A 14,306-nucleotide genomic window follows, 5' to 3' on the forward strand; every position below is an offset into this window, starting at 1 on the left:
ACAGAAAAGGGGAGTTTTACATGAAAAGGAAATGGTTGTTATTAATGCTATCTGTAATGACTGTAATTGTGTTGGCCGCTTGTGGCGCTAAAGACAAAAAGAATGAGGCAACAGGTGATGCTGGTGCCGATAAAGGTGGAGGTGGTGAATTCCGTGTTGGGATGGAAGCGGGCTATGCTCCATTTAACTGGACGCAGCAAGATGATGCAAATGGCGCAGTAAAAATTGCCGATAATGCTGAATATGCAGGCGGCTATGATGTGCAAATGGCGAAAAAAATCGCTGAAGGCTTAGGAAAAGAATTAGTAATTGTGAAAATGGAGTGGGATGGTTTAGTACCAGCACTGCAATCAAATAAAATTGATGCAATCGTTGCTGGAATGTCACCTACTGATGAGCGTAAGCAAACAATTGATTTCACTGAAAACTACTATACTTCTGATTTTGTTATGGTCATTAAAAAAGGTAGCAAGTATGAAAAGGCAAAATCAATCCAAGATTTTTCAGGAGCTAAAATCACATCTCAATTAAATACATCTAACTATAATGTGATTGATCAGATTAAAGATGTACAAAAAGAAACAGCGATGGATAGTTTCCCAGCAATGCGTGTAGCATTAGAGGCTGGAAAAATTGACGGCTATGTAGCTGAGCGTCCAGAAGGGATTTCCGCTGCTGCAGCGAACGATAAATTCACATATGTAAAGTTTGAAAAAGGATTCAAAACAGATATTTCAAACACATCTATTGCAGTTGGTTTACGTAAAGATGATGCAAATATGGAAAAAATCAATGAAATCCTAAAAGGTATTTCTGAAGATGATCGCCAAAAAATTATGGAAGAAGCAATTCAAAAACAACCAGCAGCACAATAATATAAATGCACGGGCTGCCTGACAGTCCGTGCATTATCATAAGAATCTCTTAAAATAATGATAATGTCATAGCTAAAAGTTTCATAAACTAAAAGAAACAAATGCTCCAATAGAATACTGGAACGAGCAAGCAACACGACGTTGTTAGGAGGAACATCATGAGTCTTGAATGGATTATTTCTATTGTTGAGAACAACTGGCAAATGTTTTTACGAGGTGCGTATTATACATTACTTATTTCAATTAGTAGTACAATTATTGGTGCACTTATCGGATTTTTCATTGGAATTATGCATACCATCAAGGTTCGTAAAAAGGGTGTAAAATTCTATAGTTTAAAGCTCTTTAATTTTTTACTAACATGCTATGTCGAATTCTTCCGTGGTACACCAATGATTGTACAAGCAATGGTTGTATTTTACGGATTAGATATAGCATTTGGCATTGATATGCATTTTATTACAGCAGGTATTTTGGTCGTGTCACTAAACACAGGTGCTTATATGGCGGAAATTGTGCGTGGTGGTATTGTGTCAATTGATAAAGGACAATACGAGGCCGCTTCGGCAATTGGGATGAATCATTTCCAAATTATGCTGCATGTTGTACTACCACAAGTTGCGCGAAATGTATTGCCTGCAACAGGTAATCAATTAATTATGAATATTAAAGATACAGCAGTTTTAAACGTTATCGGGGTTACTGAATTATTCTTCCAAACAAAATCGATTGCAGGTAATAATTTCCGCTATTTTGAATCATTCTTTGTAGCTTGTGTCCTTTATTTCATCATGACATTTACCGCATCAAGAATTTTACTATATGTAGAAAAACGATTGGATGGACCAGATGCCTATCAAAAAGAACAGAAAGAAGCCATATAGGGGGACGGACAAATGACGGTTATTAAAATAGAGCATTTAAGTAAATCATTTGGGCGTAACCAAGTGTTAAAGGATGTAAATTTTCAAGTAGAAAAGGGCGAGGTTGTCTGCCTTATCGGTTCTTCAGGATCTGGTAAATCAACACTACTACGCTGCATTAATTTACTGGAAACGCCAAGTGGTGGTCAAATTATTTACAAAGGTGAAAATATTTTAGACGAAAAGCATAATATTCAAGAATATCGTACACATTTAGGTATGGTATTCCAGCAATTCAACTTATTCAACAATCATAATGTGCTAAAAAATTGCACTGTAGGCCAAATGAAAGTTTTAAAGCGTTCAAAGGCAGAAGCCGAAGAAGTTGCTTTGAAATATTTGCAAATTGTAGGCATGGACCAATATGTCAATGCGAAGCCACGGCAGCTATCTGGCGGTCAAAAACAGCGTGTAGCGATTGCGCGAGCATTATCAATGAATCCAGATGTAATGCTGTTTGATGAACCGACGTCAGCCCTTGACCCAGAAATGGTTGGCGAAGTGTTGAAGGTAATGCGACAGCTAGCGGATGCCGGAAATACGATGTTAATTGTTACACATGAAATGGAGTTTGCCAAAGAGGTAGCGGATCGCGTTGTATTTATGGATAAAGGTGTTATCGTAGAGGAGGGACCACCATCACAGGTTTTAATAAACCCACAGCATGAACGAACAAAAGAGTTTTTAAAACGTACTTTAAAATAAATTCAGCACAACTAAAAAAGTGAGTCCACATAGATGGATTCACTTATTTTCTAGAATTCCACTCTGCATATATAACAAAGCAAATTGCAAATGCTACAGCAAGGATGAAAAACCATTGTGGTACACCACCAAAGCTCATAATAACACCTCGAAGTTAAAATTTAAGTATAGAAATAGATAAGAAAATAGACTTTTACGGAGAAAATATGATCTTCTATGGTTTTTTTCTCCACAAAACATCTAAAATATTATAAAATAAGCAGTAGACATTAGCTTCATGCTAGTAAAGAGAGGTAGAGAGATTATGTTACATTTAAAATGGAAAGATGCACCAACACTACGCGCTGTCACTTGTAAGCATACAAATGCATCAAAATATTTAGTATCAAACGTATTAACAGTAGGGAAACAATATGATGTAAAAAATGAAACAGAAGAATTCGTTTTTATTATTGATAACACTGGTAAAATTGGTGGCTACTATAAAGATTATTTTGAATGAAAATACAAGGGTGGTTCAGATGATTTCTGAACCACCCTTGTTCATTGAAAAAACAGAATCAGTCTCTTGTATAACCCTTTAAATCAGCTACATCTTGTAAATGCTGTTTTTCCTGTTCTGTAGCTGTATGTAAGGCAAAGACATCTTTGATAGCCGTTTGAAGCTCATGCTGTGTTTCTTTGAATTTCGATACTTGCTGTTCAAAAGAGGGGCTTGCAAACCGATCATTCGTGCGAGATAATCGCTCCTCTAGCTGTGCATATTGATGGTCCATGTTCATGGATAACATCATGGCTAATTGATTTTTCCAAAGTGGGATAAGTGTCACAATTGAAAATTCAATTTTCTCTGCTAGCGTTTGATTGGACTGCTGAATCATACGTATTTGTGGCGCAGTTTGTAAGGCAACCTGCTGTGAAACTTGTAAGTCATAAATACGTTGATCTAGTCGTTCGATTTGAGCGGCAAAGTCATTCAGCTGTTGGACATCAAGTGGTTGATTCGTTGCCTGTACACTAGTTACCTTTGCAGGAAGCTCGACTTCGATTGCTTGCTGCTTCTTCATTTGCCCTGCTGCAATAGCAGTCGCTAACTCCTCAAAGAATCCTCTATTATGTGAATAAAGTTCTTCAAGCATTTCTACATCTTTAATCATTTGAAGCTGTGAACGTTCAAGTTGAACACCAATTCGTTCTACTTGGATACTAATACGTTCAAACTCCGTTAATGTTTGCTTAATAGGTCGTTCTGTTTTACCAAACATTTTTTTAAAAAAAGACTGTTTTTTTGGCTCTAACGCGTTAGGGTCAACACGGTCTAATGTTTGCATTAATGAATCTAACATTTGGCCAACTTTTGAGACGTCTTTCTGTTTTACTTGTGCAAGCATTCGATCAGCAAATTGCGAAAGAGCACGCTGTGAATCTTGCCCTAAAGACAGTACTGATTCGAAGTTTGTCAGGTCAAGTTGACTAGCATATAGAAGTGCACGACTTTGTGCAAGAGGCGATAGCGTTTCATACGTCGCCATCGCCTCGGTATTTGTAGTTTCTAAATAAGATTGCACTAGGGGAGAAAGACCTTGTATTGTATTAAGTTGAAATGCGTGATCATTTGCTGTCACTTATCATCGCCTCTCCATTCCAATTGTTCTCTTCGTCTATTATTGGAACGATTCGCAAATTCGATTTCCATTTGAAGATGGTCGATATCATTAGAAAGCGCATCCTTTAAATCAATTTGAATCGTATCATTTAAGTCTGTCAGTGTTTCTCGTGTTTTTGATAATGTAATCTGGATTTCCTTATCCTTTACAGGCTGTTTCGATAACATTGTATATTTATCCGTTAATTCGACAGCGGAAGGTAGGTGTGCGTAAAAAAATTGTTCAACATTATAAAATTTGCGCGGATCTGTTTTAACAATTTTCACGATATTTTTGGAAATACGTGTCATTTCGAGTAATTGCTTAAATGCTGAAACCGAACGTACACGTAAGTAGTTTTGACTTAATGTTTGAATGTTTTTATTTGCTGCTGTAAGTTGTGTTTCAATAAGTTTGTATTCTTCTTTTGTTATACCTGCAATTTGCATGACTTTCTTTTTCTGTCTATGTTTCAACAACGCTGTACTTGGCGCGTAAGTTCCAGCAAACAATAAACCACCAAGGAAGAATCCTGGATCTGCGGCTATGGCTGCGATAGAAACAGTTGATAGCGAAATAAAGAAGCTAGCGGTATGTCTAGAGAAAAACTGTCCGACACTGAGCATGTTTCTTCCTCCTAGCATTTAAATATGTCTATATTCTTATACGAAATAATCGACATAAAGTTTCAATGAAAAAATAATCCTTACATAAATTTTACTGCTATTTGTAAAGTTTCTCAATGATAATACATAAAAACGAGCAAATCCGTTGCTTTATAATAGAGAAAAGGGGCAAAAAAAATAGAAGTTAGACTAAATAATGTCCGATATGGCTGTTTCCTTTTTACTCGGATGTGTGTTGAAAGCCTAATTTATCAGGGGTTATTGTTTTTCATCTTTCATTATATTGTATTCAATCTTAACGTAATTCGCGAATTTTTGTATTGTTGTTAATTTATTTTTTATTGCTCTAATACCTAATAGATTTAATGTTATTATTATTGTTTTTTCTTCTGTTATTAATTCCTCGCCATTAAATTTCAATGATTTTCTGGTGACTCAATTTTAACATTCATCGTTGATTTTCAGTTAGTTAGCTCAAGTAGTCATTTAATAGCCGCTAACTAATTAAATTGTGTATATTGATTGTTGCTTTTATCACACAAAAATACATTGGGAGAATACTATATTTTTGGTATATAATACTAATGTATTGTGTTTTCTAAAAAAAGCTGAGGTGGAGAATAATGAAAAAATTTTTTACTGTGTTATTAGCAGCATTAGTAATAGCAGTAATAAATCCAACAAAATCAGATGCGAAAGTAATGTATGATGGAGCAGAAGTTGTAAAAGGTCAAACAGGAAAAATGACCTTTAAAAAAGACATAAAAGTATATAAGAAAAATCCAGATGGTACGTTTGATTCTTTAGTGGTTAAGCGAAATAACTTCTTTAAAACGTATGATATTGAAAAATATGATGGCAAAACTTTCTACCAGATGGGGCAATATCGTGTACAAGCAACCGATTTAGTGGTTTTCAAAGAAATATCAATCGATATTCGTTCATCTTTTTATGACAATCCCACCTATGTCATGATTAATCATCAGGGTGTGAAAATGCCAGGTCAATACAATGACATCGGATATGGTCAACCTTTAATAGTTGGAAAACGAAAAGATGTTTGCACTGGTCCAACATCAAGCTTAGTTTCTATTGAGAAAGGCAAAATATTTTACCATTATTGTAGTGGAGATATTGAAGGAGAGGATGTAATTGATACCGCCATTGTTGATGGGACTGATGTTCGTATTTTTGAAACTATAAATAAAGGTTCTTATGTATTAATAGAAGATACAGAACTTTTAAGTGCTCCAAAGAAGGGAGCACCTAGTTATACAAAAATGTTGAAGGGAACTATCTTCCAGTTATCAGGGATTGAGATCAATGGTTATGTTGAGGTGGGTCTCGATAAATATTATTTCAATTACATTCCAGCAAATCTACTGAAGCCAGTGAATGGCGAGTAAGGAACTAGGATTCAAACCTTATAAAGAGAAAATGCTTGCGTTCTGAGCTATCAGCGAATAAGTTTTCAAGAATATCCACATAAGAAAAGTCCTCAACTCGCACTATTTTGGTGGGAGTTGTGTTTTTCTAATCAATAGGTTTTGAAATTAATGGTCATTAATTTGAAACAGGGTGATTGGATGCCCTCGTATCGAAGAAAAAGGGGGCGTCCAGCCTCTGAAGAAAAACATGGCATCAACACTAATCGAACGTCGTGGAGGCACTGGAAGCACGCTAAAAAACCGAATTAAAAGATATAATTTCAGGTGTGTTGATTATCCATTTTTATACACCCCAAGAGGCTGATTTCCGCTACGGGCTACTCGCTTTCCTGCGGGCGAGCGTCGAGCAGCTTCCTCCGCTACGCTCCGTGAAGGTTCTCGTCTGTCTCGCTTTCGCGCGGGAGTCGAGTAGCCCTATGCTACAATCAGTTAAAATGGAAATTTATTGGCAAAACAGTGACAAAAAAACCTTTTATCGTTCAATAATAAACCTATTTTTTCCTAATCAACACGCCTAATATAATTTATCTGAAGTAGTTAGCTATTAAGTGAACTAATTTTTTGATGTAATAGAAAATCATGTTAAAATATTTATAGATTATTAACGTCAATTGGAGGAGCGGTGACTTGAAGAAGAAAGTAATAATTATTGTTTCTTTTTTGGTTGTAATTATATTGTTGCATTCAACACCAAGTATGGCATTAAGAACACATGTGTTTTTTATGGGTTATCCAAAAGCCGCAATTTCTTCAGGAATTATTGAAGATAAAGAACATAATGAAGTAGATAAAGATAAATTTGCTGAATTAAATGCCAAAGCATACACTCTAACAAATCCTCCAGTGGAAAAAGCTACTCAGGGCGAATTAAGAAACTTTCTTGTGAGGAAATTTGGATTTTTACATTTTGCAGAATACTTAGGTGATACTTAATAACCATTGTCAGTCAAACAGTGACTTAAGTTCATTAGGTAAATAAATTCTTACACAAAAAACACTCAGATTACTGAGCGTTTTTTTGTGCCGTTTATGTTGCTAATTTACTGTTAGGTTATAAATCAATACTGAAGTGTCTTACATGCTCCAACGATTGCATACAGTGTTTGGAAGCATACATTTGAAAGGATGTGGGGGCAAATGAAAGTAACGGTTAAAGAATGGCGTGTAATGTCTGATCGCAACAAACAATTACTTTTAAATGCGGTAGCAACTAAATAAAACATAGATGAAAAGAGGAATGAGAACATGCAGCAATAAACATAACACGTATTTGAAAAAAACAAGTAGTGCTAGAAAGTAATAACAATGTTTATAGTTTATCTGCACAAATAGTTCAATTAAGAGTTGTCCAACAGGCAACATCTCATTTAATGGATAAAATTGATGAAATCACTCTTAAAGTTGCTATCCCTCTATATGGCTACCCGACCTGGATTCGAATCACATGAATACGATCATTTAAATGGCGTGTTAATTTCTCAGATTGGAAAATGTATTGAGCAAAAAATCGTCCAATATAACGAAGAAGGGTAAAAGAGGTTTGGACATAAGTATATCTTCAAAGTAAAATTAAAAAATTTCACATCAGAAAAGCGCGAGAAATCAACGTTTCTAAAATTGATTTCTCGCGCTTTTTTAGGTTTTGCTCAGTTATGTCCCAGTCTCTTTTGTCTTTTGATTATGAAAAGAGGAATTATACATAACGATCCAAGGAAAATGAACAGAATTAAGGTGTTGATTGGATTATCTTTTAAAATTGTATCTTCTTTGTGTTTTTTTTCAAATTCTTTTACCTCTTCCGTTGTATTTACTTTTTTGTTTGGAACAAATTCATTTTTATTTACATCATAGTAGTAGAATCCGTGTTTGTTAAAGGTGAAAAAGTCATCTATAAGCGTTTTATATGAACTTGAAATCATCACTAAGTTCACTTTTTCTACATCTTGCAGCGTTGTTGCTTTTTTCAATCCTTCTTCAATAAAGGCTACTTGTTCCATTTTCATTTTTTCTTCAAATTCTTTTGTTTTTTGCTCTAATAATGATTTATCTTCTCTTGCTGTTTTAATCAGCACCGTTTTTGTTTCTTTTGTGCTAATATTTTGGCGGAGTCGTTTTTGTAATTATGAACTTCATTTTTGATTTTATTATTTACTGAATTCAGGTGCTCTTCTATAACGATTGTTGTTGCCATGCTAGCAGATGTAAAAACGATACTCAATATACACACTGACAGTCCGATCACACTTAATTTTTGTATAAATTTCATTTAAATCACTCCATTTTTTAGGCTCATCACCAAAGCGTGTGGTTGATTTCCGTTCCGGCTGGGCTGCTTTCCTGGGGACGTCTGATGAGCCGCTTTGTTGCTGCCGCTACGTTAACACTACGCTTTCGCACAGAAAACATCCGCTTCGCTCCAGGGTCTCATCTGTGCCGCTGATCTCCAAGGAGTCGCCAATCCAATCAACCTATATGGCATACGTTTTAACAAATGCCATCCACAACTTTTGGTGATGAGCCATTTTTTCTATTATTATCCATACGACGCTTTTTACATTTCTTCTTTTCTATTCAATTTTTTTCTATTTTATGAATGGTCAAGGAACTATATGAATAATAAAAAATATAATAAGGGAGGTTAAAATGAAAGAATATTTCTTAACCGAAGAACAACTAAAATGATTAAAAGAGGACGAATTCAAATACATTAAGACAAAAAATAATTTGGCATGAGAACAGTGGAATGGCGTATCCATCCACTTTAGAAATTCAAATCGTTGTAAGAATAGCAGCAAAGCGCATCATGTCAGGTGGTCTTAATTCGAAAACAAGCCAAACTTATGTGATTGAAGACATCAGGAATTAGTCTTATAAAAAACTAAAACCCCAAATAGGTTTACTTTTTCTAAAAGTGCTGTCTATTCGGGGTTCAGTTTATTTCCCTTTATAACTTTCCCTGCTTACTTAGTCTGTGTGTGCTACTGCGCTGATTTCGATCAGTTGCTCTGGAGATGCCAAATAATTCACGCCAATGAGGCTACCCGCTGGCCGATGCTGTTCCATGTATTCCTTGAAAAGTCGGATGACTGGCTCGGTGTGTTCTTTTGCATTTGTTAAATAGATTTCCATATAAGCGAGGTTGGACTTCGTTGCTCCAAACCCTTCCAGAACACTATCTAGATTTTCAAGAGTTTGTCGTGTCTGTGCTTCGATATCGCCATCACCAACGAGCGCACCCTCCGTATCGTGGGAAAATTGCCCCGAAATGTAGATAGTGCCGTTGACACTGTATCCTTGGGAAATACCGTGATCCCAAAGATCATGATTGTAGATTTTAACATTAGTCATTTTTTTCTCTCCTTTACTTCAAAGTAATGTCAGTATAAAATGAACGCAAACAAAAAAATAGTACGCACTTTTTTGAAAGGTACTACCAGAAAGGATAGTGTAAATATGGGTATGGCTGACTATAAAGAGAAGGGGAATATTCAAGAAACACCTTTTGGATATACATTGTCAGTGATCGGTGGTAAATGGAAAATGCTTATTATTTATATTCTTGCAGAGAACCAAACAGTTCGGTTTAATGATTTGAAAAGAAAAATAGGAGCTATTACCTTTAAAATATTAAGTTCACAACTTAAAGAATTGGAAGCAGATGGGATGGTTAGTCGTAAAGAGTATCCTCAAATTCCCCCTAAAGTTGAGTACAGTCTCACGCATAAAGCAGAAACTCTATTACCTGTTTTGGAGCAGTTATGTGAGTGGGGAGAAAAAAACTCTAATAATTAAGTGCTTTCTGTATAACTGATGTAATAAATAAACGTTCCATATTGTTCAGTAATTAAATAAATCATAAGCCTTTCACAATCATTTGTGTGGGGCTTTTATATTGAATTCTTTAGGATATAGGCGGAATTAAAGATAATACAATTTGATATTGAAACTATTAAATCGATGGTCTCTATTTGATTAAAATATTGGCTCTTCACCAAAACGTGTGGTTGATTTCCGTTCCGACTGGACGCTTTGCTTTCGCTACAAAAAACATTTGTTGTTGCTGTCGCTACGCTTTCGCACAGAGCAAAGCTTCCTAGGGGCGTCCGATGAGCCGCTTCACTCGCGTTGCTCGCTCCGGGGTCTCATCTGTGACGCTGATCCCCCAAGGAGTCGCCCAGTTGGAACGAAGATCAACTTATATATACAGGACATATATCAGGCGTGTTGATTAGGAAAAAATAGGTTTAATATTGCGCGGTAAATGGATTTTTTTGTTACTATTTTGCTGATATATTTCTATTTTAACTGATTGTAGCGTAGGGCTACTCGACTCCCGCGGGAAAGCGAGACAGACGAGACCCTGCACGGAGCGAAGCGGAGGAAGCGGCTCGGCGCTCGCCCGCAGGAAAGCGAGTAGCCCGTAGCGGAAATCAGCCTCTTCGAATGTATAAAAATGGTTAATCAACACACCTGGACATATATTTTAAAAAATGTCACCCGCAACTTTCGGTGATGGGCCATATAAAAAACAGACAACCAATATTAGCTATCAGTTTTTTAATTGGCATCCTATCTTAAAAGCCGTATTTGTAGGAGCGTATAGTAAGGCTGTTGAGCGTTTAAATAGCAAGTCGACTAAATCATTATCTGTGGAGGACAAAACACACAGAGAACGTCCAGTACCTTTCTACAATTGGTTAAAAGAACGTGATAGCCTTCCACAATCAATTAGTAGTAGACTATATAATTTAGAGAACTGGGTAGAATGGTAGGTGGGAGAAATAATGTTATGGAAAAACACTATACTTTTGTAGGGTTTTTGACATCTGTTGGTAGAATATTAAGTTATTGGTATATAATACTATGATATTATGTTTTCTAATATAAAACTGTATAGGGGGGAATAATGAAAAAAATATTTACTGTGTTACTAGCAGCATTCGTATTTGCAGTAGTAAATCCAACAAAATCAGAAGCGAAAGTGATGTATGATGGAGCAGAAGTTGTCAAAGGGCAAACAGGAAAAATGACCTTTAAAAAGACATAAAAGTATATAAGAAAAATCCAAATGGTACGTTTGATTCATTAATGGTTAAGCGAAATAATTTCTTTAAAACGTATGATATTGAAAAATATGATGGCAAAACTTTCTACCAGATGGGGCAATATCGTGTACAAGCAACCGATTTAGTGGTTTTCAAAGAAGTACCAATAAAAATTCGGGCATCTTTCTATAATGATCCATCTTATATTGTTATTAATCGTGATGGTATTTATAATATGGGATATTACGGTTCGTACTTCAAAGAAATTGGTGAATTTGGTCGTGTTGATTTCTTGGATACAAATAACGGACAACTGCTGAGGTATTGCGTGAGCGAAGAAATTGAAGGGAAATGGTGTGATAAGTATCCTGGTACAGATCTTAAAATCACAGAGACAATATATAGAAAAATAACACGTTTTGAGTTAACAAAGGATGCAGAAGGGAAATCCCGTCCATTAAAAGAATCTAAAACTGAAAAAATTATGGAAAAGGGAAGCATTGTTATTTCATGGAGTAATGAAATTAATGGTTATATATACGTATCCAATGAGTTAGAAGAAAGATTCGAAAGTGATGTTTGGATTCCGGTGAATTCACTAAAGCCAGTTGGAGATAAGAGATAGATTAAGAATTATATAAAGCCCTCTTATTTATTTGATAAGGGGGCTATTTTTTATGGTTGATTGACATGTGGATAGGATGTTTGTCTATGTCTTGGGCTTAGCTGAATAAAATATATAAAGACCATTGTGGAAGGCAAAATAAAAAGGACTGTGGAATTAATCCCAATCCTAATTAAACTTGCCCCCAGCAACGTCTTTTTTTATAAACCGTATTCATTCAATGTTGAAAATAGCCAAAAACCTTGAAATACATAGCTATAATAACACTACAAAAAAAGAAGAGCCAGACTAAACAATGTCTGACTCCATACGTACATAACCTTTTAACTCATCGTAAAGCTCTAACGTAAATGAGTTGGAATCTGCTTGAGGGCTAACTCCTTTTTGAACAAATACTAGGAATTCATCAATCGCTTTTTTGGCACCTTCTACTTCAACCTCAATTTGATCTTCAGCATTTAGTTTGCAATATCCTTTTAATCCTAGTTCGATCGCTTTTTGTTTAATGAAAAAACGGTAGCCAGTTCCATAAACATCTCCGAAAAATTTAATTAATGCTCGCTTCTTCAAGCTAAAACCTCCTACTAGATAAGAGTGAAGAAATCACCCTGTACTTAGTGCATAACACGTTCTTTTTCTAAGAATAAAATTAAATTATTGATAAAGTAGAGAACTTGCTTAGAAGCTTGGTCTACTTCTTTTAAATGAATTTCTGCCTGTTGAATTTTACCAGCCTTGTGAGCCTCTGCTGCTAATTTTGCAGATTCGTGAACACGTTTATGATAAGCGTCTAATTCACGATAGTCTTGTAAGTGTCCGAAACGTTCTACAGAGCGTTGAGATGAATACCATTTACCAAGACGACATTCTTTATGAGAAGATACATCACTTGGCTCTACGTGTTCAAGGCCAAGGAACATATTATAAATTCGCCATTTCCATAAAATATGATCAGCCTTTGATAATTGTAAAAGTGCGATAGATGATAGCTGAACATTATTATTCGCAATAATATCATTGCGGAAACGATTAATTTCCTTCCCTAATAAGTGAATATCGCTAGAAGTGTTATGGCTATAGTCACGAATATCATCCTGAAGGCTAGAAATTTCAATCATTCTTGCTGAAACTTCGTCTATCGCTGCTGCTTGTTCTTGTGAGATTGCTGCTGTATTTGTGACATCCATATTAATACCTTCAATGGCACTAACAATTGCGTTTAATAATGGTAACGATTCTTTAGCCTCCACGGTTGCTTCTTTAATAATCTCTGTTGTTTCTGTAATGGAGTTTGATACATCATTCGAATAACTTTGTAAATGATGGACATTTGTAGTTACCTCACTAAGTGCCGATACAGTTCCCTCAGCAAGTTTACGAACTTCCTGTGCAACTACAGCAAAACCTTTGCCATGTTCACCTGCACGAGCAGCCTCAATAGAAGCGTTCAAAGCAAGTAAATTCGTTTGATCAGCAATTTGGTTAATTAACGTTACAACATGTTCAATATCATTCACACGCTTTTGTAATTCTGAAAAGGACTCAACAATACTTGTAAATGTCTCTTCTGTTTTAAAGATTTCAGATAGGGCATGTTCAATTGCATTTTTACCTTGTACAGCGTGATCTACAGATTCAGTTGTTTTTTCAGAAATACGTGAAGACATTTTAGCAACTTCATTAATAGAAGCAGCAATTTCTTCCGTTGCGGCAGTAGAGGATTGTATTTCTTCATTTTGTTTATCTAAATTAAATACTAAATCTTTCATATACATGATTTTAGCGTTAACATCCATTAAGGAAGAAACTTCAGCAACGACATTTTCAATAATTCGTTCCGTTAATACTTCAACAAGTAATTCCTGATCGACATTGACAGCTGATTGGAAAGATTTCATATATTCAAAAGCTTTATAGGGTTTTAAACCGAAATTATGTAATATGTATGTAGTAATGTAAAATGCAAATTGATTGAATACGACAATTAGTTTACCAGGCTCGTATTGATTTTTTCGGAATAAGTTGAAAAATTTAACGGTTTCATCCACATAGTCATCATTACGAGTACCTAAGAAAAATTGCGTTAAGTATCGATTAATATATTCTTCACTAATCGTTAGCTTAGAGGTTGGGGAAATTTCACTTAGATAATTATGAAAAATTGCATTCATAGAAGGTGTGATATCTTTTAACTTATTGTAGAGAGTTTTTAAATTTTCCTCATCTTGAGAATTAAAATGGTTAAATGCTAGTGTTTTATTGAAACGGCCTGTTGCATTTAAATTTGTGCCACGCTTTAATAATTCCTCGAGCTCGGCTTTAGGTCGAATACTTGAAAACATAAAAAAATACCTCCCGAAAATAATGAATAATAAGGCAATAATAGCATATTTCGGGGTGTTTTAATAGACAT

16 protein-coding genes are annotated in these 14,306 nt (G+C 35.3%); 10 read left to right on the forward strand and 6 right to left on the reverse strand.

All coding sequences use genetic code 11. The annotated features are described in order from the left end of the window. The first annotated feature begins 20 nt into the window (after positions 1 to 20). The 4 genes from QUF91_RS13575 to QUF91_RS13590 all read left to right on the forward strand — a co-directional run bounded on the left by QUF91_RS13575 (position 21) and on the right by QUF91_RS13590 (position 3,005). Complete coding sequence (locus QUF91_RS13575) at positions 21 to 875, forward strand: transporter substrate-binding domain-containing protein (protein WP_285396886.1); 855 nt, start codon at positions 21 to 23, stop codon at positions 873 to 875. Between the two features lie 158 nt (positions 876 to 1,033). Next, the gene (locus QUF91_RS13580; protein ID WP_285396885.1) at positions 1,034 to 1,759 is read left to right on the forward strand and encodes an amino acid ABC transporter permease; all 726 of its coding nucleotides are present in this window, start codon (positions 1,034 to 1,036) and stop codon (positions 1,757 to 1,759) included. Positions 1,760 to 1,771: 12 nt separating this feature from the next. Then, on the forward strand, positions 1,772 to 2,503 hold the full coding sequence (locus QUF91_RS13585) for an amino acid ABC transporter ATP-binding protein (protein WP_285396884.1): 732 nt from the start codon (positions 1,772 to 1,774) through the stop codon (positions 2,501 to 2,503). A 304-nt stretch (positions 2,504 to 2,807) separates the two neighbouring features. Beyond that, positions 2,808 to 3,005: a DUF6501 family protein gene (locus tag QUF91_RS13590; protein ID WP_285396883.1), complete on the forward strand. Its 198-nt coding sequence runs from the start codon at positions 2,808 to 2,810 to the stop codon at positions 3,003 to 3,005. A gap of 58 nt (positions 3,006 to 3,063) precedes the next feature. Here the strand turns inward: QUF91_RS13590 and QUF91_RS13595 are convergent, their stop codons facing one another. Together QUF91_RS13595 and QUF91_RS13600 are read right to left on the reverse strand one after the other, a co-directional pair. Continuing rightward, positions 3,064 to 4,128: a toxic anion resistance protein gene (locus QUF91_RS13595; RefSeq protein ID WP_285396882.1), complete on the reverse strand. Its 1,065-nt coding sequence runs from the start codon at positions 4,126 to 4,128 to the stop codon at positions 3,064 to 3,066. Continuing rightward, positions 4,125 to 4,775 carry a 5-bromo-4-chloroindolyl phosphate hydrolysis family protein gene (locus QUF91_RS13600; RefSeq protein WP_285396881.1) on the reverse strand — a complete coding sequence of 217 codons (651 nt, stop codon included), beginning with the start codon at positions 4,773 to 4,775 and terminating at the stop codon, positions 4,125 to 4,127. The genes QUF91_RS13595 and QUF91_RS13600 overlap by 4 nt, the downstream gene beginning before the upstream one ends. 623 nt (positions 4,776 to 5,398) lie before the next feature. On the opposite strand from QUF91_RS13600, the gene QUF91_RS13605 reads away from it, so the two are divergent. Both QUF91_RS13605 and QUF91_RS13610 read left to right on the forward strand, forming a co-directional pair. After that, positions 5,399 to 6,181, forward strand: coding sequence for a hypothetical protein (locus tag QUF91_RS13605; RefSeq protein WP_285396880.1), 783 nt, complete (start codon positions 5,399 to 5,401; stop codon positions 6,179 to 6,181). 669 nt (positions 6,182 to 6,850) lie between these two features. Further along, complete coding sequence (locus QUF91_RS13610) at positions 6,851 to 7,156, forward strand: hypothetical protein (RefSeq protein WP_285396879.1); 306 nt, start codon at positions 6,851 to 6,853, stop codon at positions 7,154 to 7,156. A gap of 713 nt (positions 7,157 to 7,869) precedes the next feature. On the opposite strand, the gene QUF91_RS13615 is transcribed toward QUF91_RS13610, so the two are convergent. Next, a complete protein-coding gene (locus QUF91_RS13615; protein WP_289418108.1) occupies positions 7,870 to 8,295 on the reverse strand; it encodes a hypothetical protein in 426 nt (141 codons plus the stop codon). Between the two features lie 892 nt (positions 8,296 to 9,187). Then, on the reverse strand, positions 9,188 to 9,571 hold the full coding sequence (locus QUF91_RS13620; protein WP_289418109.1) for a RidA family protein: 384 nt from the start codon (positions 9,569 to 9,571) through the stop codon (positions 9,188 to 9,190). A gap of 105 nt (positions 9,572 to 9,676) precedes the next feature. Here QUF91_RS13620 and QUF91_RS13625 point away from each other — a divergent pair, with 105 nt between their 5' ends. The 4 genes from QUF91_RS13625 to QUF91_RS13640 all read left to right on the forward strand — a co-directional run bounded on the left by QUF91_RS13625 (position 9,677) and on the right by QUF91_RS13640 (position 11,893). Beyond that, positions 9,677 to 10,015: a winged helix-turn-helix transcriptional regulator gene (locus tag QUF91_RS13625; RefSeq protein WP_285396956.1), complete on the forward strand. Its 339-nt coding sequence runs from the start codon at positions 9,677 to 9,679 to the stop codon at positions 10,013 to 10,015. Positions 10,016 to 10,713: 698 nt separating this feature from the next. Further along, positions 10,714 to 10,995: a hypothetical protein gene (locus QUF91_RS13630; RefSeq protein ID WP_289418110.1), complete on the forward strand. Its 282-nt coding sequence runs from the start codon at positions 10,714 to 10,716 to the stop codon at positions 10,993 to 10,995. A 134-nt stretch (positions 10,996 to 11,129) separates the two neighbouring features. Beyond that, the gene (locus QUF91_RS13635) at positions 11,130 to 11,270 is read left to right on the forward strand and encodes a hypothetical protein (RefSeq protein WP_289418111.1); all 141 of its coding nucleotides are present in this window, start codon (positions 11,130 to 11,132) and stop codon (positions 11,268 to 11,270) included. A 41-nt stretch (positions 11,271 to 11,311) separates the two neighbouring features. Continuing rightward, complete coding sequence (locus tag QUF91_RS13640; RefSeq protein WP_289418112.1) at positions 11,312 to 11,893, forward strand: hypothetical protein; 582 nt, start codon at positions 11,312 to 11,314, stop codon at positions 11,891 to 11,893. Positions 11,894 to 12,181: 288 nt separating this feature from the next. Here the strand turns inward: QUF91_RS13640 and QUF91_RS13645 are convergent, their stop codons facing one another. Continuing rightward, positions 12,182 to 12,463, reverse strand: a complete 282-nt coding sequence (locus tag QUF91_RS13645; protein ID WP_285398848.1) for an acylphosphatase — start codon at positions 12,461 to 12,463, stop codon at positions 12,182 to 12,184. 44 nt (positions 12,464 to 12,507) lie between these two features. Continuing rightward, positions 12,508 to 14,235 (reverse strand): globin-coupled sensor protein, encoded by a 1,728-nt coding sequence (locus QUF91_RS13650; protein WP_289418113.1) that lies wholly within the window; start codon positions 14,233 to 14,235, stop codon positions 12,508 to 12,510. Positions 14,236 to 14,306: the final 71 nt, after the last annotated feature.

It is taken from the genome of Lysinibacillus sp. G4S2, assembly GCF_030348505.1.
In the GTDB taxonomy this organism is placed as follows: Bacteria; Bacillota; Bacilli; order Bacillales_A; family Planococcaceae; genus Lysinibacillus.

What these genes read in the sequence shown, in the direction of transcription:
- QUF91_RS13585 (WP_285396884.1), top strand. Translation starts at nt 1,772, where the DNA reads ATGACGGTTATTAAAATAGAGCATTTAAGTAAATCATTTGGGCGTAAC.
- QUF91_RS13640 (WP_289418112.1), top strand. Translation starts at nt 11,312, where the DNA reads ATGGTTAAGCGAAATAATTTCTTTAAAACGTATGATATTGAAAAATAT.
- QUF91_RS13580 (WP_285396885.1), top strand. Translation starts at nt 1,034, where the DNA reads ATGAGTCTTGAATGGATTATTTCTATTGTTGAGAACAACTGGCAAATG.
- QUF91_RS13650 (WP_289418113.1), bottom strand. Translation starts at nt 14,235, where the DNA reads ATGTTTTCAAGTATTCGACCTAAAGCCGAGCTCGAGGAATTATTAAAG.
- QUF91_RS13625 (WP_285396956.1), top strand. Translation starts at nt 9,677, where the DNA reads ATGGGTATGGCTGACTATAAAGAGAAGGGGAATATTCAAGAAACACCT.
- QUF91_RS13605 (WP_285396880.1), top strand. Translation starts at nt 5,399, where the DNA reads ATGAAAAAATTTTTTACTGTGTTATTAGCAGCATTAGTAATAGCAGTA.
- QUF91_RS13635 (WP_289418111.1), top strand. Translation starts at nt 11,130, where the DNA reads ATGAAAAAAATATTTACTGTGTTACTAGCAGCATTCGTATTTGCAGTA.
- QUF91_RS13590 (WP_285396883.1), top strand. Translation starts at nt 2,808, where the DNA reads ATGTTACATTTAAAATGGAAAGATGCACCAACACTACGCGCTGTCACT.
- QUF91_RS13575 (WP_285396886.1), top strand. Translation starts at nt 21, where the DNA reads ATGAAAAGGAAATGGTTGTTATTAATGCTATCTGTAATGACTGTAATT.
- QUF91_RS13620 (WP_289418109.1), bottom strand. Translation starts at nt 9,571, where the DNA reads ATGACTAATGTTAAAATCTACAATCATGATCTTTGGGATCACGGTATT.
- QUF91_RS13600 (WP_285396881.1), bottom strand. Translation starts at nt 4,775, where the DNA reads ATGCTCAGTGTCGGACAGTTTTTCTCTAGACATACCGCTAGCTTCTTT.
- QUF91_RS13630 (WP_289418110.1), top strand. Translation starts at nt 10,714, where the DNA reads ATGTCACCCGCAACTTTCGGTGATGGGCCATATAAAAAACAGACAACC.